This window comes from Micromonospora sagamiensis (assembly GCF_014680085.1).
GTDB lineage: Bacteria > Actinomycetota > Actinomycetes > Mycobacteriales > Micromonosporaceae > Micromonospora > Micromonospora inyonensis.
This window is the reverse complement of sequence record NZ_AP023438.1, coordinates 6640198-6664378: the sequence shown is the minus strand read 5'-3', so window position 1 is coordinate 6664378 and position 24181 is coordinate 6640198. Positions and strand designations below refer to the sequence as shown.

Genomic DNA, 24181 nt, shown 5'->3' with positions numbered 1-24181 from the left:
CGAGGAGAGGTTGAGCCACATGGCTCCGGAGCGCAGCCGCCCGTCGGACCACACGTCCCCGTCCGTCGCAGCCGAACCGATCGCGGTGATCGGTCTGAGCTGCCGTTTCCCCGGCGCCGACGACGCCGACGCCTTCTGGCGTCTGCTCGTCGGCGGCGGTGACGCGATCACCGAGGTCCCCCGGGACCGCTGGGACGCCGACGCCCTCTACGACGCCGACCTCGCCGAACCCGGCACCACGAACAGCCGCTGGGGCGGCTTCGTCGAAGGAGTGGATCAATTCGATCCGCATTTCTTCGGCATCTCACCGGGCGAGGCGGCCAGCATGGACCCGCAGCACCGCATGCTGCTCGAGGTCACCTGGGAGGCGTTGGAACGGGCGGGGATCGTGCCGGCCCGACTGGGCGGCAGCGCGACCGGGGTCTACGTCGGCATCGGCACCGACGACTACGCGCAGGTCGCCTTCGCCGACCCGGCCAACCTCAACGCCTACTACGTCACCGGCAACGCGCTCAGCGTCGCGGTCAACCGGCTGTCGTACCTGCTGGACGTGCACGGTCCCAGCCTCGCCCTGGACACCGGGTGCTCGTCGTCCCTGGTCACCGTCCACCTGGCCTGCCAGAGCCTGCGCTCGGGCGAGACCTCCCTGGCGCTCGCCGGTGGCGTGAACCTGATCCTCGCCCCCAAGGCCACCATCGGGCTCTCCCAGACCTGGATGATGGCCGCCGACGGGCGTTGCAAGAGCTTCGACGCCGCCGCCGACGGTTACGTCCGCGGCGAGGGCTGCGGGATGGTCGTCCTCAAGCGGCTCGCCGACGCGCGCCGTGACGGCGATCCCGTCCTCGCCGTCATCCGTGGCACTGCCATGAACCAGAACGGACGCGGGGAGGCGCTGACCGCCCCGCACGCCGGCTCCCAGGAGGCCGTCGTCCGCGACGCCCTGCGCGACGCCGGGGTCACCCCCGACCAGGTCGACCTGATCGAGGCGCACGGGGTCGGTACCCCGCTCGCCGACGTGGTCGAGGCGACCGCCCTGACCAGCGTCTTCGGCGCGGACCGGGACGCCGATCGGCCCTGCGCGCTCGGCGCGGTCAAGACCAACATCGGTCACCTGGAGATGGCCGCCGGCATCGCCAGCCTGATCAAGGTGGTGCTCTCCCTCCAGCACGGGACCATCCCCCCGCACCTGCACCTCGACACGATCAACCCGCAGACCGGGCTGGCCGACGCGCCCTTCGTCCTCCCGGCCGCGCCGCTGCCCTGGCCGCCCGCCGAGCGCCCCCGCCTCGCCGGGGTCAACTCGTTCGGCCTCGGCGGCGTCAACGTGCACCTGGTGGTCGCCGAACCGCCGGCCGACGTTCCGACCGCGCCGGTCGGGCCCGCGTCCGCCCGGCCGGGCAGCGCCGACGGTGGCAGTGGCGGGCCGCTGGTGCTGCCGCTCTCGGCACGGAACGCCGCCGCGCTGCGCGCCCTCGCCGAGCGGTACGTCACCCTGCTGACCACCCCGGACGGGCCGGACTTCACCACCGTGTGCGCGACCGCCACCACCGGCCGCACCCATTTCGCCCACCGGCTCGCCGTCGTCGCCCCCGACGCGCCGACCGCCGCCGCCCGGCTCACGGCCTGGCTCGCTGGCACCGCCGATCCCGACGTCCACCACGGCGTGGTCGCACCGGTCGACACGGTGCCTGCGGACCCCTTCGTGCCGGAGAACGGTGGCCGGGAACCCGTGAGCGACGCGGTCAGCCAGGCGGTCCGTTACGTCCACGGCGACGACCCGACGGTCCCGGACGCCGGACGGTCGCCCCGGGTGGTCCTGCCGACCTACCCGTTCCAGCGGAAGCGGTACTGGATCGAGTCCCGCCCGGCCGACCGTGCCGAGCGGAGGGCGGAGGTGCCGGAACTGGTCCGGCTGGTCGCTGGGGCCGTACCGGCCGAACGCCGGGACCGGCTCGCCGACGCGGTCGCCGGCCTGGTGGCCGAGACGCTCGGCACCGAGTACGACACCCCGATCGACCCCCGACAGGGCTTCTTCGCCCTCGGCATGACCTCCCTGATGGCGGTGGACCTCCAGAACCGGTTGCAGCGGGCGCTCGGCGACGCGTACCGGCTGCCCCTGACCCTGGTCTTCCAGTACTCGTCGGTCGCCGCCCTGACCGACCATCTCGCCCGCGAGGTGTTCGGGCTGGACACCCCCGCGCCGGCCCGCAGCCTGCCGGCCGTCCCCGCCCTCACCGCCGATGCGCTGGCCGCCCTCTCCGAGGACGAGGCCCTGTCGCTGCTGCGCCGGCACCTGACCGACGCCGCCACCGATCTCTCCCCGGTCAAGCAGGCACTGCTGGCCCTGGGCCGGGACACCGCCACCGCCCGCCCTCCGGTCGCGGAGCCGATCGCGGTGGTGGGTGCGGGCTGTCGTTTCCCGGGTGGGGTGGACTCGCCGGCGGCGTTCTGGGACGTGTTGTCGCAGGGCATGGACACCGTCGGCGTGGTGCCGGCGGACCGGTGGGACGTGGACGGCTTCTTCGATCCGGACCCGGATGCGCCGGGTAAGTCGTACACCCGTGCCGGTCATTTCCTGGCCGGGGTGGACGGATTCGACGCCGGGTTCTTCGGGGTGTCGCCGCGTGAGGCGGTGAGTCTGGACCCGCAGCAGCGGCTGCTCCTGGAGGTCGCCTGGGAGGCCCTGGAACACGCCGGTCAGGTCCCCGACCAGCTCGCCGGTACCCGGACCGGAGTGTTCGTCGGCCTGATCAGCAACGAGTACATGCAACTCCAACTCAAGCTCGGCGACCCCACGATCATCGATACCTACTACGGCACGGGCGGCATCGGCAGCGCGGTCGCCGGACGGCTGTCGTACCTGCTCGGCCTGCACGGGCCCAGCCTGATGGTCGACACGGCATGCTCGTCGTCGCTGGTCTCGGTGCACCTGGCGTGTCGGAGCCTGCGATCCGGTGAGACGGATCTCGCGCTCGCCGGTGGCGTCAACCTCATGATCATCCCGGAGTCGCACATCTTCCTCTCCCGTGCCCGGGCGTTGTCGCCGGACGGCCGGTGCAAGACGTTCGACGCCTCCGCCGACGGTTACGGCCGGGGCGAGGGCTGCGGCGTGGTGGTGTTGAAGCGGTTGTCGGACGCCCAGCGGGACGGTGACCGGGTCCTCGCCGTGATTCGTGGTTCGGCGGTGAACCACGATGGTCCGAGTAGTGGTCTGACGGTGCCGAACGGTCTGGCGCAGCAGGAGCTGATCCGGACGGCGCTCGCCGACGCCGGGGTCGCGCCCGCCGACGTCGACTACGTCGAGGCACACGGCACGGGCACCTCGCTGGGCGACCCGATCGAGGTCGCGGCGCTCAGCGCGGTGCTCGGCGATCGCCGTACGGCCGACCGGCCGCTGCTGCTCGGCTCGGTGAAGGCCAACATCGGGCATCTGGAGGCCGCCGCCGGGGTGGCCGGCCTGATCAAGTCGGTGCTGGCCTTGCGGCACGGGCACCTGCCACCTCAGGTCAACGTCACCACCGTCAACCCGCGCATCGCGCTCACCGACATCCCGGCCGAGATCCCGGTCGCCGGCACGCCCTGGCCGCGCGGTGACCGGCCCCGTGTCGCGGGCGTGAGTTCGTTCGGGATGAGCGGGACGAACGCCCACCTGGTCCTAGGGGAGGCCCCAGAGCCGTCGGACACGTTGGGCTCGGTCGTGGAGCTCGGCCGTTCGGTGTACGTGTTGCCGTTGTCGGCGCGGGACGAGGCCGCGCTGCGGGTGGTGGCGCAGCGGTACGTGGACCTGCTGGATGGTGCCGGTGCTCCGGATTTCGGTTTGGTGTGTGCGGCGGCTGCGGTGACCCGCAGTCACTTCCCGCATCGCCTGGCGGTGGTGGCCCCGGATTCGGCTGCCGCTGTCGTTCGGTTGCGGGGTTGGCTCGCCGGCGAGGAACACCACTCGGTGAGCCACGGTACGGCGCCCACGGGTCGTCGGCCGAGGATCGGCTGGTTGTTCACGGGTCAGGGTGCGCAGTCGGTGGGGATGGCGCGGGTCCTGTACGGGTCGGAGCCGGTGTTCCGGGCGGAACTCGATCGGTGCGCGGAGTTGCTCGATGCCGAGCTTGAGTGGCCGTTGCTGGAGGTGCTCTTTCCGTCCGATGGCACCGATGTGCTGGATCGGACGGGGTTCACGCAGCCGGTGTTGTTCGCGGTGGAGTGGGCTCTTGCCGGGTTGTGGCGGCGCTGGGGTGTGGAGCCGGACGTGGTGCTGGGTCACAGCGTCGGTGAACTGGTCGCTGCCTCTGTGGCGGGGGTGCTCAGCCTGGAGGACGGGCTGCGTCTGGTGGCGGCACGCGGCCGGATGATGCAGGCCCTCCCGGCGGGCGGGTCGATGGTGGCCGTGTCGCTGCCGGAGGAGAAGGTCCGTCCGCTGCTGGACGGCACCGGCCTCGTGGTGGCGGCGGTGAACAGTCCGGTGGAGACGGTGATCGCCGGCCCGGCCGACGTGCTGGACGTGGTGCGGGAGAAGCTCGCGGTCGACGGGGTGAAGACGACGGCGTTGCACGTCTCGCACGCTTTCCACTCGCCGTTGATGGAGCCGATGGTCCCGGCGTTCCGGGAGACGGCCAAGGAGATCAGCGTTCAGGATCCGCAGTGCACGGTCGTGTCGAACGTGACCGGCGCGGTGGCTGATGCCGGCTACGGGTCGGCGGACTACTGGGTGGAGCACGTGTCGGCTCCGGTGCGTTTCGCCGACGGTATGCGGGCGGTCCTCGCGCAGGGTTGCACGGTGGTGCAGGAGGTTGGTCCGCATCCGGTGTTGTTGGCTGCTGGTCGGCAGTGTGTGGACGATGACGGTTCGGTGCGGTGGTTGCCGTCGTTGCGGCGGGGTCGGGACGACTGGCAGCAGCTGTTGACCGCTGTCGCGGGCCTGTACGCGCAGGGTGTGGACCTGGACTGGAAGGCGATCACCGACGGGATTCCGACCCGGGCGGTGGACCTGCCCACGTACCCGTTCCAGCGCCAGCGCTACTGGGTCGACACGTCCCGCCTGCCCCGGTTGCGGGGGAGCGACGACAGCGACTGGCTCTACCAGGTGGACTGGCGGCCTCAGGCGATCACCGCTGCGGAGGACGGAAGCGGTCCCGGCCAGTGGCTGGTCTTCGCGGACGCCGGTGGTGTCGCCGAGGCGGTGGTCGCTGCGCTCCGGGCCCAGGGCGACCGATGCCACCTCGTCCGCGCCGGTGACCGGTACGCTGCCCTGGGCCACGACGTCTGGCAGGTCGCACCCGGCCAGCCGGACCACTTCCGCCAGCTCCTCGGGGACACCGGCGCGATCACCGGCGTCGTCCACCTCTGGAGCCTCGACCACGCGCACGCCGTACCCGAGGACCTGACCGTGGCCCACGAGCGGATCTGCGCCAGCCTGCTGCACCTGGTGCAGGCCGTCGCCCCGCTCGACCTGGCGGTGTCCCCACGGATCTGGGTCGTCACCAGTGGCGCCCAGGCCGTGGCCGGGGAGTCCAGCCCCGCAGCCCCATACCAGGTGCCGGTCTGGGGGCTGGGGAACGTGATCGGACTCGAGCACCCCACCCTGTGGGGTGGCCTGATCGACCTGGATCCCGAGGCCGACGATCCCGCCGCTGCCCTCGTCGCCAGCCTCCGGTCGTCCGGTGGCGAGAGCCAGATCGCCTGGCGGGACGGGCGCAGCCACGTCGCCCGGGTCGTCCGTGCCGGATCCGCACCGTCGGACGACCGCCCGGAGATCAGCGCCGACGGCACCCACCTGGTCACCGGTGGTCTGGGTGCCCTCGGGCTGCTGGTCGCCCGGTGGCTGGTCGACCGGGGCGCGCGGCACGTCGTCCTCGTGGGCCGGCGGGGGCCGTCGGAGGCGGCCGAGGAGACGCTCTGCGGCCTCGCCGAGCAGGGCGCGCAGGTACGCGTGTTCCAGGGAGACATCGGCCAGGCGGACGACGTACGACGGATCCTCGCCGAGATCGAGACGTCGATGCCGCCGCTGCGGAGCGTCTTCCACGCGGCCGGCGTCCTCGACGACGGGGTCCTGCACCAGCAGAGCTGGGATCGGTTCGAGCGGGTTCTCGCGCCGAAGGTGATCGGTGCCTGGCACCTGCACCAGCTCACCCGGGAGCTTCCGCTGGACCACTTCGTGCTGTTCTCGTCGATCGCCTCCCTGCTCGGCGCACCCGGTCAGGGCAACTACGCGGCGGCGAACGCGTTCCTGGACGCACTGGCCCACCACCGGCACGCGCTGGGGCTGCCGGCACTGAGCGTCAACTGGGGCGCGTGGGGCGACTCCGGCATGGCCGCCGCCCTGACCGACCGTGACCAGCAGCGCTGGACCGCCCGAGGCATCGGCATCATCCCGCCGGAGCAGGGGATCCGGACGCTGGAGCGGATCATGGTACGGCCGGTGCCGCAGGTCGGGGTCGTACCGGTGGACTGGACCCGGTACGCCGAGCAGTACCCGCTCGGCGCGGCCCGCCCCCTGCTGGCCGAACTGGTCCGGCGGGAGCCCGCCGCCGACCGGTCGGCGGCGGTGACGGCGAGTGGGCCCCGGCTGCGCGAGCGGTACGAGGCGATGCCGGACGCGAAACGTCGGACGGCCCTCACCGACCACGTGACAGGTGAACTGGCGCGGATCCTCATGCTCGACGAGGCGTCCCTCGACCCGCAGAAGGGGTTGTTCGACCTCGGCCTGGACTCGCTGATGGCGCTGGAGTTCAAGAACCGGGTGCAGGCCACCTTCGACCACGAGATGCCCACCACGCTGCTGTTCAACTACCCGACGGTCGACGCGGTCGTCGGCTACCTCGACACGGTGCTCTTCGGGCAGCGGCAACCCGAACCCGAGAGCCCGCCCCTGACGGAACCGGGTGACGACCTCGAGGCGTTGCTCGACAACCTCGAGCAACTGTCGGACGACGAAATCGACCGGCTGTTCACGAACGGATCGATTGCGGAAGGGCAGGCGTAGATGAGCGAGCTACAGGAGAGGCTGGCCAACCTGCCGCCGAAGCGCCTCGCGCTGCTCGTCCTCGATCTGCAGAAGCGCCTCGAGGCCCAGAAGCGGTCCGCGCCCGAGCCGATCGCGGTGGTGGGTGTGGGGTGTCGTTTCCCGGGTGGGGTGGACTCGCCGGCGGAGTTCTGGGACGTGTTGTCGCAGGGTGTGGACGCGGTCGGTGAGGTGCCGGCGGACCGGTGGGACGTGGCGGCGTTCTTCGACGCGGACCCCGATGCCCCCGGGAAGATGTACACCCGTGCCGGTCATTTCCTGGCGGGTGTCGACGCATTCGACGCCGGGTTCTTCGGGGTGTCGCCGCGTGAGGCGGTGAGCCTGGATCCGCAGCAGCGGTTGCTGCTGGAGGTGGCCTGGGCGGCCCTGGAAGACGCCGGGCAGGTGCCGACCCGGTTGGCGGGTAGCCGTACCGGGGTGTTCGTCGGTATCGGCACCGACGACTACTCGCTGCTGCTGCGGTCCGCCGACCCGGCCAGCATGGACGCGTACACCGGAACCGGTAACGCCTTCAGCGTCGCCGCCGGGCGGCTGTCGTACCTGCTGGGGTTGCAGGGACCGAGCATGGCCGTGGACACGGCGTGCTCGTCGTCGCTGGTGGCGGTGCACCTGGCCTGCCGGAGCCTGCGGTCCGGCGAGTCGGATCTCGCGCTCGCCGCTGGGGTCCACCTGGTCCTGACCCCCGAGGGCACCATCTACCTCTCCCGGACGAGGGCGTTGTCGCCGGACGGTCGGTGCAAGACGTTCGACGCTTCAGCCGACGGTTACGGCCGGGGTGAGGGCTGTGGTGTGGTGGTGTTGAAGCGGTTGTCGGACGCGCGGCGTGACGGTGACCGGGTCCTCGCCGTGATTCGTGGTTCGGCGGTGAACCACGATGGTCCGAGTAGTGGTCTGACGGTGCCGAACGGTCTGGCGCAGCAGGAGCTGATCCGGACGGCGCTCGCCGACGCCGGGGTCGCGCCCGCCGACGTCGACTACGTCGAGGCCCACGGCACGGGCACCTCGCTGGGCGACCCGATCGAGGTCGACGCGTTGGCTGCCGGTCTCGGCAAGGACCGGCCGGCTGATCGTCCGCTGCTGGTGGGCTCGGTGAAGACGAACATCGGGCATCTGGAGGCCGCTGCGGGGATCGCCGGTCTGATCAAGGTGGTGTTGGCGTTGCGACACGAGCAGGTGCCGTCGCACCTGCACTTCCGTACGCCGAACCCGCACATCCCCTGGGACCGGATCCCGATCGAGGTCGCTACCGGAACCCGGGCGTGGCCGCGAGGCGGGAAGCCCCGGGTGGCGGGCGTGAGTTCGTTCGGGATGAGCGGGACGAACGCGCATCTCGTCGTGGCCGAGGCACCCGCCGTGCCCGAGGCCGCCGAAGCACGGACCCCGGGTCGTTCGGCGTACGTGTTGCCGTTGTCGGCGCGGGACGAGGCCGCGCTGCGGGTGGTGGCACAGCGGTACGTGGACCTGCTGGACGGTGCCGGCACTCCGGATTTCGGTTTGGTGTGTGCGGCGGCTGCGGTGACCCGCAGTCACTTCCCGCACCGCCTGGCGGTGGTGGCCCCGAACGCGGCCGTCGCCGTCGCCCGGTTGCGGGGCTGGCTGGCCGGTGCCGACGACCGGTCGGTGGTGCACGGTGTGGTGCCGGTGGGACGCCGTTCCCGCGTGGGGTGGTTGTTCACCGGCCAGGGTGCGCAGTTCGTCGGGATGGCCCGTGCCCTGTACGACTCCGAGCCGGTGTTCCGGGCCGAACTCGACCGGTGCGCGGAACTGCTGGTGGGTGACCTCGATCGGCCGCTGTTGGAGGTGCTCTTTCCGTCCGATGGCACCGATGTGCTGGATCGGACGGGGTTCACGCAGCCGGTGTTGTTCGCGGTGGAGTGGGCTCTTGCCGGGTTGTGGCGGCGCTGGGGTGTGGAGCCGGACGTGGTGCTGGGTCACAGCGTCGGTGAACTGGTCGCTGCCTCTGTGGCGGGGGTGCTCAGCCTGGAGGACGGGCTGCGTCTGGTGGCGGCACGCGGCCGGATGATGCAGGCCCTCCCGGCGGGCGGGTCGATGGTGGCCGTGTCGCTGCCGGAGGAGAAGGTCCGTCCGCTGCTGGATGGCACCGGCCTCGTGGTGGCGGCGGTGAACAGTCCGGTGGAGACGGTGATCGCCGGCCCGGCCGACGTGCTGGACGTGGTGCGGGAGAAGTTCGCGGTCGACGGGGTGAAGACGACGGCGTTGCACGTCTCGCACGCTTTCCACTCGCCGTTGATGGAGCCGATGGTCCCGGCGTTCCGGGAGACGGCCAAGGAGATCAGCGTTCAGGATCCGCAGTGCACGGTCGTGTCGAACGTGACCGGCGAGGTGGCCGATGCCGGCTACGGGTCGGCGGACTACTGGGTGGAGCACGTGTCGGCTCCGGTGCGTTTCGCCGACGGTATGCGGGCGGTCCTCGCGCAGGGTTGCACGGTGGTGCAGGAGGTTGGTCCGCATCCGGTGTTGTTGGCTGCTGGTCGGCAGTGTGTGGACGATGACGGTTCGGTGCGGTGGTTGCCGTCGTTGCGGCGGGGTCGGGACGACTGGCAGCAGCTGTTGACCGCTGTCGCGGGCCTGTACGCGCAGGGCGTGGACCTGGACTGGAAGGCGATCACCGACGGGATTCCGACCCGGGCGGTGGACCTGCCCACGTACCCCTTCCAGCACCAGCGCTACTGGTCGTCGGCTGCTTCCCGTCGGCCCCGGAACCTCCCCACCGAACACGACCATCCGCTGCTCGGACGGAGCCTCTCCTCGCCCGCGCTCACCGGCACGGTCTACGAGACGGTGCTCAACCCGGCGTCCCACCCCCTCCTCACCGAGCACCGCATCTACGACCAGATCGTGGTGCCCGGCGCCCACCACCTGGTGATGCTGGCCGCAGCCGTCGAGGGCCGGAACGCTGCCCCGGCCCTGACGGACGTCGTCTTCCCGCAGCCGCTGCTGCTCGGCGCGGAGGAGGACCGGGTCGTCCAGGTCGTCCTCGCCGCCTCCGCCGACCAGGACGGGCCGGTCCAACTGGTCAGCCGGAGTGCCGGCGAGCAGACGTGGACGACCCACGCCACCGGCACCGTGAGCGAGGTGCCGCAGGTCGGTGCGGAACCGCCGGAGACTCCGGCGGCGATCCGGGAGCGGTGCGTAGCCGACCCGGACTACGTCGACTGGTTCTACGACACGGGTTGGCAGGACGGCCTCGAACTGGAGGCCGGCTTCCGGTGGCAGAGCCGGATCTGGCGACGCGACGGCGAGGCCCTGTGCCAGATGCGCGCGGTGCGGGACACCGACCGTCACGAGCGGTATGCCCTCCACCCGGGCCTGGTCGACGCCAGCTTCCAGATCGTCGGCGCGACCCTGCCGACCGCCGGCCGTGAGTTCAGCGTGTACGTGCCGCTCGGTGTGGACCGGTTCCGGCTGCACCGCACCGTCGAGGGGCAGCTCTGGGGCCACGCCCGACTGCGGCCCGGCAGCGACCCGAACGACGAGACGCTCACCGCCGACGTCCGGCTCGTCGACGACGAGGGTCGCCTCGTCGCCGAGTCGTACGGGCTGCACCTGAAGCGGGCCGAACGGTCCGCGCTGCTGCGTGCCGGTCAGTCCCGCAACGCCGGGCTGTTCCACGAGGTGGTCTGGCGGCCCGAACCGTTGCCGGCCTCCGGAGCGGACGCCCCGGGCCGCTGGCTTGTCTGTGCCGACCGGCCCGGCGTCGGATCGGCCCTGGTGGAGCGACTCCGTGGTCGTGGGCAGGAGGTCGTCCTCGCCCACCCGGGTCCGTCCCCGGAGGCCCTGGACGACGGGACCTGGCAGCTCGACCCGGCCGATCCGACCCGGCTCACGGCGCTGCTCGGCACGGTCACCACCGACCGGGCCGTCCCGTTCCGGGGCGTGGTGCTGCTGTGCGGGTCCGGTACGGGTGGGGCCGAGTCGGAACTGTCCGACCTCACCGCCGACCAGGCGTCGATGTTGCGTACCGCGCTGCACCTCCTACGGGGGCTGGCGACCATCGAGGGCAGCGGTGCGCCGCCGAAGCTCCACCTGGTCACCCGGGGTGCGTGTGCGACCACCACCGCGTCGCCGGTGGCGGTGGCGCAGACACCGCTCTGGGGCCTGGGCAACGTGATCGAGCTGGAGCACCCCGAACTGTGGGGCGGACAGGTCGACCTGGATCCCGCCGCCGCCGACGCGGACGCGGCGAGTGCCCTGCTCGGCGAACTCCTCGCCCCGTCGACCGGAGACCGGGTCGCCGTACGGGGGCCGGAGCGGCTGGTCGCCCGACTCGTACCGCAGCAGAGCACGGCCCCGGCGGACGGCGCGGTGACTATCGACGCCGACGCGACGTACCTGGTCACGGGTGGTCTCGGCGCGCTCGGCCTGACCGTCGCGCGCTGGCTGGTGGCGCGCGGCGCCCGGCACCTGGTCCTCGTCGGTCGACGCGAGCCCACCGGCGACGCCGTGACCGAGCTCGACGGGCTGCGGGAGTCGGGTGCCGAGGTCACCGTCGCGTCGGCCGACGTCGCCCGACCGGACGACGTGGCCCGACTGGTCGCGGCGGTCCCGGCCGACCGACCGCTGCGCGGCGTGGTGCACGCGGCCGGCGTGCTGGCCGACGGCGTGCTGCTCCAGCAGCCCTGGGCGGACTTCGTCAGGGTGCTGGCTCCCAAGGTGGACGGTGGGTGGAACCTGCACCAGGGCACCCGGGACCTGCCGCTCGATTTCTTCGTGCTCTTCTCGTCGGCGGCGTCGCTGCTCGGCTCCACCGGGCAGGCCAACTACGCGGCAGCCAACGCGTTCCTCGACGGGTTGGCCCACCACCGCCGGTCGCAGGGCCTGCCGGCCGTCAGCGTCAACTGGGGGCCGTGGACCGAGGCCGGCATGGCGGCCCGCGCCGGCCAGGCCGAGGGACGGTGGGCCGCCCAGGGCATCGGCGGAATCACCCCCGAGCAGGGCATTGAGGCGTTGGACCAGATCCTGCGCGCCGACCCGGTCCAGGTCGGCGTCCTGCCGGTCACCTGGTCGACGTACCTGCGTCGGTTCGCACCCGACGACACACCGGCGCTGCTGCGGGAACTGGCCCGTACGACGCGTGTCCCGGAGCAGCGTACGGCCGCGTCGCCGCCGGAGGGACGGCTGCCCGAACGGCTCGCCGCGGCCCCGCCGCAGGACCGCCTCGACCTGCTGCGCGGGCACGTACGCGACCAAGTGGTGACGGTGCTCGGCCTCCCGGCGACGTACCACCTGGAGCCCCGGCAGAAGTTCTTCGAGATCGGCCTCGACTCGTTGATGGCGATCGAACTGAAGAACACGTTGCAGGGTCAGCTCGGGCGGACGCTGCCGTCCACGGTCGTCTTCGAGTACCCGACCGTCGAGGCCCTCACCGACTACCTGGCCCGGGACGTGCTCGCCCTGGAACTGGACGTGGCGGAGGAACCGGCACCGGAGCCGTCCCCCCGATCCTCGGAGACCGTCGAACGCCTCAAGGACCTCTCCGAGGACGCCCTCGAAGACCTGTTGGCGAAGAAGCTCGCATCTCTTGCTCAGCGGAGAAGGAAATGACCGAAGACCCGACGCGCGGCGAACAGTCCGCGCTCCTGCGTGCGTTCGTCGCCATCGAGGAACTGGAAGCCGAGCTGGACGAGGTCCGGCGGGTGCAGCACGAACCGATCGCCATCATCGGCGCGAGCTGCCGCTTCCCGGGCGGCGGTGACGGTCTGGCCGCCTTCTGGCGGGTGCTGCGCGACGGCGTGGACGCGGCCGGCGAGGTGCCCCCGGATCGCTGGGACCTGGCGGACTTCTACCACCCGGACCCGGCCCGGCCCGGCCGCATGTACACCCGGGAGGGGCACTTCGTCGACGGGGTCGACCGGTTCGACCCGGCCTTCTTCGGCATCGCCCCGCGCGAGGCCGCCAGCCTCGACCCGCAGCAGCGGATGCTGCTGGAGGTGTCCTGGGAGGCCCTGGAACACGCCGGTCAGGTGCCGGACCGTCTCGTCGGCACGCCGACCGGGGTCTTCGTCGGCATCATGACCAACGACTACCTCCAGTTGCAGACCGGCGCGGGCGACCCCACCCAGCTCGACCTGTACGCCGGCACCGGCAACGATCTGAGCTTCCCGGCCGGACGGCTGTCGTACCTGCTGGGGTTGCAGGGGCCGAGCATGGCGGTCACCACCGCGTGTTCGTCGTCGCTGGTGGCGCTGCACCTGGCGACCCGGAGCCTGCGCGCGGGCGAAACCGACCTGGCCCTGGTCGGCGGGGTCAACGCGATGCTCGCCCCGGACGCGTTCGTCACGCTGTCGAAGATGAAGGCCCTCGCCGTGGACGGCCGGTGCAAGACGTTCGACGCCTCCGCCGACGGTTACGGCCGGGGCGAGGGCTGCGGCGTGGTGGTGCTGAAGCGGCTGTCGGACGCCCAGCGGGACGGCGACCGGGTGCTCGGGGTCGTCCGGGGCACCGCCGTGAACCACGACGGCCCGAGCGGCGGCCTGACCGTCCCGAACGGCCTGGCGCAACAGAACCTGATCCGGACGGCCCTCGCCGACGCCGGCGTCGAGCCGGGTGACGTGGACTACGTGGAGGCGCACGGCACGGGCACCTCGCTGGGCGACCCGATCGAGGTACGCGCCCTCGCCTCGGTGCTCGGCAGGGACCGGCCGGTTGATCGTCCGCTGCTGGTGGGTTCGGTGAAGACGAACATCGGGCATCTGGAGGCCGCTGCGGGGATCGCCGGTCTGATCAAGGTGGTGTTGGCGTTGCGGCACGAGCAGGTGCCGTCGCACCTGCACTTCCGTACGCCGAACCCGCACATCGACTGGGACGGTCTCCCGGTCCGGGTCCCGGTCGCCCCGACCCCCTGGCCCCGGGGCGAGCGCCCCCGCGTCGCCGGCCTCAGCTCCTTCGGCATGAGCGGGACCAACGCCCACGTCATCGTCGGTGAGGCACCGGAGCCGGCCGGGGCGGAGGTTCCGGGTCGTTCGGCGTACGTGTTGCCGTTGTCGGCGCGGGACGAGGCCGCGCTGCGGGTGGTGGCGCAGCGGTACGCCGATCTGCTGGATGGTGCCGACGCTCCGGACTTCGGATTGGTGTGCGCGGCGGCTGCGGTGACCCGCAGTCACTTCCCGCACCGTCTGGCGGTGGTGGCTCCGGACGCGACGATGGCGGTGTCCCGTCTGCGGGGTTGGTTGGCTGGTGAGGAGGACCGGTCGGTCGTCCATGGTGTGGTGCCTGGCGGTCGTCGGCCGAGGATCGGCTGGTTGTTCACGGGTCAGGGTGCGCAGTCGGTGGGGATGGCGCGGGTCCTGTACGGGTCGGAGCCGGTGTTCCGGGCCGAGTTGGACCGGTGTGCGGATCTGCTGGTGGGTGACCTCGATCGGCCGCTGTTGGAGGTGCTCTTTCCGTCCGATGGCACCGATGTGCTGGATCGGACGGGGTTCACGCAGCCGGTGTTGTTCGCGGTGGAGTGGGCTCTTGCCCGGTTGTGGCGGCACTGGGGTGTCGAGCCGGACGTGGTGCTGGGTCACAGCGTCGGTGAGTTGGTCGCGGCGTGTGTGGCGGGGGTGTTCTCGCTGGAGGACGGGCTGCGTCTGGTGGCGGCTCGGGGTCGGTTGATGCAGGCGTTGCCGGCGGGCGGGTCGATGGTGGCGGTGTCGCTGCCGGAGGAGAGGGTCCGTCCGCTGGTGGATGGCACCGGCCTCGTGGTGGCGGCGGTGAACAGTCCGGTGGAGACGGTGATCGCCGGCCCGGTCGTGGCGTTGGACGTGGTGCGGGAGAAGTTCGCGGTTGACGGGGTGAAGACGAACGTCCTGCATGTGTCGCACGCGTTCCACTCGCCGTTGATGGAGCCGATGTTGCCGGCGTTCCGGGAGGTCGCCGCCTCGGTGGTCTTCCGTGGGCCGCAGCGGATGCTGGTGTCGAACGTTTCCGGCGAGGTGGCCGACGATCGGATCGCGTCTGCGGAGTACTGGGTGGAGCACGTGTCGGCTCCGGTGCGTTTCGCCGACGGTATGCGGGCGGTCCTCGCGCAGGGTTGCACGGTGGTGCAGGAGGTTGGTCCGCATCCGGTGTTGTTGGCTGCTGGTCGGCAGTGTGTGGACGATGACGGTTCGGTGCGGTGGTTGCCGTCGTTGCGGCGGGGTCGGGACGACTGGCAGCAGCTGTTGACCGCTGTCGCGGGCCTGTACGCGCAGGGCGTGGACCTGGACTGGACGGCGATCACCGACGGGATTCCGACCCGGGCGGTGGACCTGCCCACGTACCCGTTCCAGCGCCAGCGCTACTGGTCGGCGCCCGCACCGGGCAGCCAGAGCCGCCGCCGGGCGGGCGACCACCCGCTGCTCGGGCAGCGGCTGCGGACGCCGTCGCTGCGGGACACGGTCTTCGAGGCGTCCCTGAGCGCGGCGACCTACCCGCTCCTGGCCGAGCACACGCTGCACGACCAGCTCGTGGTGCCGGGCGCACACCACGTCGCCATGCTCCTGGCGGCGGGAGTCGAGAGCGGCACCCCCGCCCCCGGCCTGCGGGACGTCCTGTTCGCCCAACCGCTGGTGCTGCCGGACCCGGGTGAGCGTCCGGTGCAGACGGTCCTGACGGCGGCGGACGGCACCACCCGCCTGGTCACCTTCGACGACCCGGACTGGACGGAGTACGTCGCGGCCCGGCTCGACCCGGACGGCGAACCGGGACAGACGCCACCGGACCTGGACGCCATCACCTCGCGCTGCGACCGGTCGCTCGACGACATCGACACCTTCTATCGGCGGGTCACCGCCGCCGGGCTGGACCTCGGGCCGAGCTTCCGCTGGCTCGACCGGGTCCGCACCGGCGACGGGGTGGCGGTGAGCGGCATCCGGGTGCCCGGACAGCTCGACCCGACCGTGCCGTACCCGGTGCACCCCGGGCTGTTGGACGCCTGCTTCCAACTGCTGGGCCTGACCCGGCCGCAGCCGGAGGACGGCCTGGCGATCCACGTCCCGTTCCGGATGGAGCGGCTGCGGGCCGTCCCGTCCACCGACCCGGAGCTGCGGGCGTACGCCTGGAGCAGCGAGTCCACCGGAGAGGTCGTCGGGGACGTCGTGGTGGTCGACTGCGCCGGCCGGATGGTCGTGGAACTGCGGGGCCTGCGGCTGCGGCACGTCGATCCGGCCGGGCTGCGCCGCACGTCGGCCCGGACCGACGACCTGCGCTACGAGATCACCTGGCCGGTCGCCGGGCTGGCCGGGGCCGCCGAGGCTCCCGCCGCGCCGGGGGCCTGGCTGGTCTTCGCCGACGCGGGCGGGCTCGGCCGGGACGTGGCGGCACGGCTGACCGCCGAGGGCCACACCTGCACCCTCGTCCAGCCCGGTACGGCGTTCGCCCGCGACGACGCGCAGTCGTACCGGATCGACCCGGCTCGCCCGGAGGACGTCACCCGGCTGCTCGACGCGGTCGGCGCCGTCGACTGGCGGGGCGTGCTGCACCTGTGGGCGCTGGACACGCCCGCCGACCCCGACGTCGACCTGGTGACCCTCCAGGACGCCCAGCGGACCACGCTGCGCAGCACCCTGCACCTGGTCCGGGCCCTGGCGACCCGCAGCCGGTCGCCCCGCACGTACCTGGTGACCCGGGGAGCGCAGGCGGTCGGCGAGCCGGCTGGACCGCAGGCGCTGGCGCAGGCCCCGCTTTGGGGGCTGGCCGGCGCGGTCGCGCTGGAACACCCCGAGCTGCGCTGCACCAGGATCGACCTCGACCCGGCCGCCGACCCCGCCGCCGACCTGGCGTTCCTGACCGCCGAGGTGGGGGCCGACGGGCGGGACGACCAGGTCGCCCGGCGCGGCGGCCAGCGGCACGTGGCCCGACTGGCCCGCTGTGCGGCGGACGACGGCGGCCATGCGCTGGCGCTGCCCAGCGTCGAGTCGTTCCGGCTCGACGTGGCGACCCCCGGGGTGCTGGACCAGTTGGTGTTCCGGCCGGTGGCCCGGCGGGCACCGGAGGCCGGGCAGGTGGAGCTGCGGGTCCGGGCGACCGGCCTGAACTTCCGCGACGTGCTCAACGCGCTCGGCATGTACCCGGGTGAGGCGGGACCGCTCGGCCTGGAGTGCGTCGGCGAGGTGGTGGCGCTCGGCGCGGATGTCCCCGGCCTGACGGTGGGGGACCGGGTGGTGGCGCTGGCCCCGGCGAGCTTCGGCAGCTTCGTCACCGTCGACGCCGACCTGGTGGCCCCGCTGCCGGCGGCGGTCGGGGACGCCGACGGGGCGACGATCCCGGTGACCTTCCTGACCGCCCTGTACGCCCTGGAGCACATCGCCCGGCTCGGGCCGGGGCAGCGGGTGCTGATCCATGCGGCGGCCGGCGGGGTGGGCCTGGCCGCGGTGCAGCTCGCCCAGGCGGTCGGCGCCGAGGTGTACGCGACGGCGAGCCCGGCCAAGTGGCCGGTGCTGCAACGGTCGGGGGTCCGGCACCTGTCGAACTCGCGGACCCTGGCGTTCGCCGACGAGATCCGCGAGTGGACCGGCGGCGCCGGCGTCGACGTGGTCCTCAACTCGCTGACCGGGGACTTCATCGTCGAGAGCCTGCGCCTGCTCCGCCCCGGCGGACGGTTCGTCGAGATCGGCAAGCGGGAGATCTGGTCGGCCGACCAGGTGGCCCGGCTCCGGGACGACGTCACCTACACCGCGTTCGACCTGGTGGAGCTCTCCCGGGACGAGCCGGCGACGGTCCGCGCCCTGCTGGACGAGCTGATGCGGCGGTTCGCCGACGGCACGCTGCAACCGCTGCCGTGCCGGGTGTTCGGGCTGACCCGGGCCGTCGACGCGTTCCGGTACATGGCGCAGGCCCGGCACGTCGGCAAGATCGTCGTCAGCCACGACGACTCCGCCGTGCCAGCCGAGGCCGACGACCTGGTCCGCGCCGACGGGGCGTACCTGATCACGGGCGGTCTGGGCGGGCTGGGCCTGCACGTGGCGCGCTGGCTGGTCGACCGCGGTGCCCGCACCCTGGTGCTGGTGGGCCGCAGCGGCGTCACCGACGCCAACCGGGCGGACGTGGCGGCGCTGCGCGACGCCGGTGCCCGGGTCGAGGTGGTCCGCGCCGACATCGCCCACCCGGACGAGGTCGCCCGGCTGGTCGGCGAGGTCACCGCGACCCTGCCGCCGCTGCGCGGGGTGGTCCACGCGGCCGGCGTGCTGGACGACGGCATCCTGCTCCAGCAGGAGTGGCCGCGCTTCGAGCGGGTGCTCGGGCCGAAACTCGCCGGGGCGTGGAACCTGGACCGCGCCACCCGTGGCCTGGACCTGGACTTCTTCGTGCTGTTCTCGTCGGTCGCCTCGATGCTTGGCTCCGCCGGGCAGGGCAACTACGCGGCCGGCAACGCCTTCCTCGACCTGCTGGCCGCCGAGCGGCGCCGGCAGGGGCTGCCGGGGTTGAGCGTCAACTGGGGTCCGTGGCGGGGCGCGGGCATGGCCGCCGGCGTCGACGACGACCGGCAGTGGGCGCTGCGCGGCATGGGGCTGATCGAGCCGGAGCGGGGTGTCGCCGAGTTGGCGGCGGCCCTCAACCAACCCCGCGCGCAGGTGGGCGTCGTCGCCGTCGAGTGGGGCGCCTACCTGCGGCAGTACCCGACCGGGCTGCGGCCCCCGCTGCTGGACGACATGGCCGCGACCACGGCGGACGCGGGGGCCCCGGCGGCGGGCGGCGCCGACCACCGGGCGCTGCTGACCCTGCTGGCCGACGCGGCCCCCGACGACCGGCACGACCTGGTCGTGGGGCACGTGCGGGACCTGGCCGCCCGGGTCCTCGGCCTGACCGCCGCGCACACCCTGGACACCCGGCGTCCGCTCAACGAACTCGGCCTGGACTCGCTGATGGCGGTGGAACTGCGCAACGCGCTCAGCCTCAGCGTCGACCGGTCGCTGCCCGCGACGGTGCTCTTCGACTACCCGACCGTCGAGGCACTGGCCGGATTCGTCGCCGGGGAAATCCAGCCCACCGCACCGGCCGAACCGACCGCCCCGCCCCCGACCCGGGCGGCGGCACCGGCCGTCGACACGGATCGGGACGCCTGGCTGGCGGAGATCGAACAGCTCTCCGACGCCGAGGTCGAAGCCCTCCTCGAGCAGGAACTCTCCCAGTCACGGAACAGGAACCACCATGAGTGACAGCGCCGCCCGTACGGGCCATCTGACCCCGCTGCAACGGGCGCTGCTCGGCATCCGCGAACTGCGCGCCCAACTGGCCGAGGTGGAGTACGCCAGGACCGAGCCGATCGCCGTGATCGGCATGGGCTGCCGGCTGCCCGGCGGCGCGAACGACCCCGAGTCGTTCTGGCGGTTGCTGCGTGACGGCCGGGACGTGATCCGGGAGATGCCCGCCGACCGGTGGGACACCGACGCGTACTTCGACCCGGACCCGGAGGCGCCGGGGAAGATGAGCACCCGCTGGGGTGGCTTCCTCGACGGGATCGACGGCTTCGACCCGGGGTTCTTCGGCATCTCGCCGTGGGAGGCGGCGAACATGGACCCCCAGCAGCGGCTGATGCTGGAGGTGGCGCAGGAGGCGTTCGACGACGCCGGCCAGCTGCGCGACCAGTTGCAGGGCAGCCGCACCGGCGTGTTCGTCGGCCTGGCGCACAGTGAGTACGGCTGGCTGAACTTCAACAACCCCGACCTGGCGAACGTCTACACCGCCACCGGCTCGTTCGGCTCGATCGTGGCCAACCGGTTGTCGTACGTCTACGACCTGCGCGGCCCCAGCTACACCATGGACGCGGTCTGCTCGTCGTCGCTGCTGGCCGTGCACCAGGCGTGCGAGAGCCTGCGCAGCGGCGACTGCACGATGGCCCTGGCCGGCGGGGCGGGGCTGTTCCTCAAGCCGGAGGGCTTCGTCTGGTTCACCAAGCTCGGTGTGATGTCACCGGACGGCCGGTGCAAGGCGTTCGACGCCCGGGGCGACGGCATCGTGCTCGGCGAGGGCGTGGCGGCGGTGGTGCTCAAGACGCTGTCCCGGGCGATCGAGGACGGCGACCCGATCTACGCGGTGCTGCGCGGCAGCGCGGTCGTCCAGGACGGCCGCAGCAACGGCCTGACCGCGCCGAGCCGGCTGTCGCAGGAGGCGATGCTGCGCGAGGCGTACGAGCGGGCCGGCGTGGACCCGGCGGCGGTGCAGTACGTCGAGGCGCACGGCACCGGCACCATCCTCGGCGACCCGATCGAGGCGCAGGCGCTCGGCACGGTCCTCGGGGCCCGCCGGGACGCCGGGCGGCCGTTGATGATCGGCTCGGTCAAGACCAACATCGGCCACCTGCAGATGGTCGGCGGCCTGGCCGGGCTGATCAAGGTGGTGCTGGCGATGAAGCACCGGCAGTTGCCGGCCAGCCTGCACTACACCCGGGGCAACCCGCACATCCCCTTCGACGACTACCGGCTGCGGGTACAGGCCGAAGCAGGCCCGTGGCCCTACGACGGGCCGCTGCTGGCCGGGGTCACCTCGCTCAGCTTCGGTGGCACCAACGTGCACGTCGTCGTCGAGGAACCGCCACCGCCGGCCGCCGCCCCGACGTCCGGCGACGACGACCGGGCCCGGCTGCTGCCGCTGTCGGCCCACGACCCGGCCGCGCTGCGCGACCTGGCCGGCGTGGTGGGGGAGTTCGCCGCCGACCCGAGCGTCGACCTCGACGACCTCTGCCACACCGCGAGCCTGCGTCGCACCGCGTACGACGAGCGGCTGGCGGTCAGCTTCACCTCCCGTACCGACCTTCAGGGCAAGCTGGCCGCGTTCTCCGACGGTGCGGTGCGGCCCGGCCTGTCCACCGGCGACAAGTCGCAGCACGTCCGCCGTCGGTTGGTCTTCGTCTTCCCCGGCCAGGGGGGCCAGTGGGTCGGCATGGGCCGGCGGCTGCTGGACACCGAGCCGGTCTTCCGGCAGGCGATCGAGGAGTGCGCCGCCGCGCTGGCGCCGTACGTGTCGTGGTCGCTGCTGGACGAGCTGCGCGCCGACGAGGCGACCTCGCAGCTCGACCAGATCGACGTGGTCCAGCCGATGACCTGGGCGGTCCAGGTGGCCCTGGCCGCGCTCTGGCGGTCCTGGGGGATCGTCCCGGACGCCGTGGTCGGGCACTCGATGGGCGAGGTCGCGGCGGCGCACGTCGCCGGCACGCTCAGCCTCGACGACGCGGCCCGGGTGATCTGCCGGCGCAGCGCCCTGGTCCGACGGATCCGGGGCCGGGGCACGATGGCCGTGGTGGAGCTGCCGCTGGACGAGGCACGGGCCGCCATCGCCGGCCTGGAGGACCAGCTCGCCATCGCGGTCAGCAACAGCCCCACCTCGACCGTCCTGTCCGGGGACACCACCGCCATCGAGACGGTGCTGAAGACGCTCACCGAGCAGGACGTGTTCTGCCGCCAGGTCAGGGTGGACTTCGCCTCGCACAGTCCGCAGGTGGACGAGCTGCGCGACGACCTGCTCGCCGAGCTGCGCGACGTGCGGCCCCGCGCGTCGACGGTGCCGATCCACTCCACGGTCACCGGCCGGCCCACCGACGGGCGGGAGTTCACCGCCGACTACTGGGCCGACAACCTGCGCGAGCCGGTGCTCTTCTCCACCGTGCTCGGGCAGTTGCTGGAGAGCGCGCCGACGCTGGTCGTCGAGATCAGCCCGCACCCGATCCTGCTGCCCTCGGTCGAGCAGTGTGCCCGGCACGCCGACCGGCCGGTGGCGGCGCTGCCCTCGTTGCGCCGCGACGAGGACGAGCGGGCCGTGCTGCTCGGCACCCTCGGCGCGCTCTGGACCCTCGGCCACCGGGTGGACTGGCGCCGCCAGCACCCGACCGACCGGCCGGTGCTGCGCCTGCCGTACTACCCCTGGCAGCGGCAACGCTGCTGGCTGGAGTTCGCCCCGACCGGCGCGACGTCGAGCGGCCCGGCCGTGGCCACCGCACCGTCGTCGACCGAGCGGTACTTCCGGGCCGCCGCGCCCGGTGGCGAGCACTTCTGGGAGCTGCCCGTCGACCGGTCCTCCTGGCCGGATCTCGACGGCCAGCCGGTCGTGCCCGAGGCGGTCCACCTGGACCTGGCCCTCACCGCGGCCAGCTCCCTGACCGGTACGCCGGCCTGCGCGCTGACCGACGTGACGTTCGAAGCGACCCTCGCGGGACACGGGAACGTTGCCCAGGTGGCGGTCACCGGTCCGCGTGACGGCGCCGCCGGGTGGGAGGTGTTCGGCCGACCCGCCGGAGCCGACGGGCCGTGGACCCGGCACGCCCGGGGCACCCTGCGCACCGTCGCCGCCGCTGGGCGGCCGTACCTGCTGCCGCAGGAGACCCCGGACGCGATCCGGCAGCGGTGCGCCACCGAGGTGCCGGGCAGCGCGTACCGGAGCAGCCGGATCGCGGCGGGGCTGCCCGACACCGCCGGGACGCGTACCGTGCGGCGGCTGTGGCGGCGCGACGGTGAGCTGCTGGCGCTGCTCGCCGCTCCGGCCGCCGACGGTGGGTCGCCGCTGGACTGGCGGGTGCTGGACGGCGTGTTCGACCTGCTGCCGGTCGTCGCGCCGGACCCGGCCGTCGCCACTGCCGGATACCGGCCCACGGCCGTCGAGCGGCTGCGGGCGCACCGGCGGGCGACCGGCGAGCTGTGGGCGCACGTCCAACTCCGCGAGGTCGGCGACGACACGCTCACCGGCGACGTCCGGCTCCTCGACGCCGAGCTGCGCCCGGTCGCCGAGGTGACCGGACTGCGGTCCACCCTCGGCGTACGCGTGGACGCCCCGGCGGGCGAGCCCACCCCGGCGGTGCCCACGGCCGCCGTGCCCCGGCTCCGCGTCGCCCTGCCCGGCGGGTCGGTCGACGACAGCGCCCCGGCCGGCGCGGCGGGTGGAGCCGGGTCGGGCCCGGGATCCACCGGGACGGCCGACCACGCCGCCACCACGGTGCCACCGACCAGCCGGGCCGTGCTGCTGACCATCGCCCCCGCCCGGCGACGGGCGGTGCTCACCGGCTACCTGCGGGAGCAGATCGCGGCGGTGCTGGGACTCCAGCCGCAGCAACTCGAGGTGGACCAGCCTCTGCTGGCGCTCGGCCTGAACTCGCTGATGGTCTTCGAGCTGCGCAACCGCCTCCGGGTCATGTACGGCACGCAGATCGCCGCCCAGGAGTTCCTCTCCGGGATCACCGTCGACCAGATCGTCGACAACGTCCTGGCCCAGGTCGACCGTCCGGCTACTGCCGGCCCGGCTTCCGCCACCGACGGCCCGGCTTCCGCCACCGACGGCCCGGCTTCTGCCGAAGGGCCGCCGGCCTCGGCCGCCGGGACGGCTGTCCCACAGTCGGCGCGGGTGCCCCGACCGGTGGTGGCGCGCCGGTCGACCGGCCCGGCCCGGCTGGCCGTCGAGGTCAGCACCGATCCCGCGGACTGGCTGGTCCGGGGCACCCCGGACCCGGCCGCCCGGCTGCGACTGTTCTGCCTGCCGTACGCGGGCGGCAACGCGGCGCTGTTCCGCGACTGGCCCGGCGAACTGCCCGACGGGGTGGACCTGTGCCCGATCCAGCTCCCCGGTCGGGAGCAGCGGCACCGGGAACCGGCGTTCACCCAGATGTCCGCGCTGGTCCAGGCCCTCGGGGGAGTGCTGCGGCCGTACCTCGACCAGCCGTTCGCGCTGTTCGGGCACAGCATGGGCGGCCTGGTCGCGTACGAGCTGACCCGGCACCTGCGGCGGCGGGAACTGCCCGCCCCGACCCACCTGTACGTCTCGGCGGCCCGCGCCCCGCATCTGCCCGACCTGGAACCGCCGCTGCACCGGCTGCCGGAGCCCCGGCTGATCGAGAAGCTGCGGGCGATGGACGGCACCCCGGAGGAGATGCTGGGCGACCCGGAGACGATCGCGCTGTACCTGCCGGTGCTGCGCGCTGACTTCGCCCTGGTGGAGACCCGCATCCACCAGACCGAGCCGCCGCTGGACATCCCGCTGACCGCCTTCGGCGGCGAGCGGGACGACAAGGTCACCGAGGAACAGCTCGCCCCCTGGCGCGACCAGACCACGGCCGGGTTCGCCCTGGAGATGCTCCCCGGCGACCACTTCTTCGTCCAGCGGGAGCGCGCCGGGCTGCTGGCCGCGCTCTCCGCCGGACTCACGCACGACCTGGTGCGGCTCGACGCGTCAGCCGAACCGCCGCACCACGACATCCCGTAA

Annotated in this window: 4 protein-coding genes; all 4 read left to right on the top strand. The window is 73.0% G+C overall.

All coding sequences use genetic code 11. The features are described from left to right. Positions 1 to 19 precede the first annotated feature (19 nt). The 4 genes from IGA62_RS28505 to IGA62_RS28490 are packed head-to-tail and all read left to right on the top strand — an operon-like array spanning position 20 to position 24181. Positions 20 to 6976: a type I polyketide synthase gene (locus IGA62_RS28505; protein ID WP_145817650.1), complete on the top strand. Its 6957-nt coding sequence runs from the start codon at positions 20 to 22 to the stop codon at positions 6974 to 6976. Continuing rightward, positions 6977 to 12580 carry a type I polyketide synthase gene (locus IGA62_RS28500; RefSeq protein WP_145817652.1) on the top strand — a complete coding sequence of 1868 codons (5604 nt, stop codon included), beginning with the start codon at positions 6977 to 6979 and terminating at the stop codon, positions 12578 to 12580. After that, the gene (locus tag IGA62_RS28495; RefSeq protein WP_145817654.1) at positions 12577 to 19155 is read left to right on the top strand and encodes a type I polyketide synthase; all 6579 of its coding nucleotides are present in this window, start codon (positions 12577 to 12579) and stop codon (positions 19153 to 19155) included. Before IGA62_RS28500 ends, IGA62_RS28495 begins: the two co-directional genes overlap by 4 nt. Further along, the gene (locus IGA62_RS28490; RefSeq protein WP_145817656.1) at positions 19148 to 24181 is read left to right on the top strand and encodes a type I polyketide synthase; all 5034 of its coding nucleotides are present in this window, start codon (positions 19148 to 19150) and stop codon (positions 24179 to 24181) included. The genes IGA62_RS28495 and IGA62_RS28490 overlap by 8 nt, the downstream gene beginning before the upstream one ends.

What these genes read in the sequence shown, in the direction of transcription:
- IGA62_RS28505 (WP_145817650.1), top strand. Translation starts at nt 20, where the DNA reads ATGGCTCCGGAGCGCAGCCGCCCGTCGGACCACACGTCCCCGTCCGTC.
- IGA62_RS28500 (WP_145817652.1), top strand. Translation starts at nt 6,977, where the DNA reads ATGAGCGAGCTACAGGAGAGGCTGGCCAACCTGCCGCCGAAGCGCCTC.
- IGA62_RS28495 (WP_145817654.1), top strand. Translation starts at nt 12,577, where the DNA reads ATGACCGAAGACCCGACGCGCGGCGAACAGTCCGCGCTCCTGCGTGCG.
- IGA62_RS28490 (WP_145817656.1), top strand. Translation starts at nt 19,148, where the DNA reads ATGAGTGACAGCGCCGCCCGTACGGGCCATCTGACCCCGCTGCAACGG.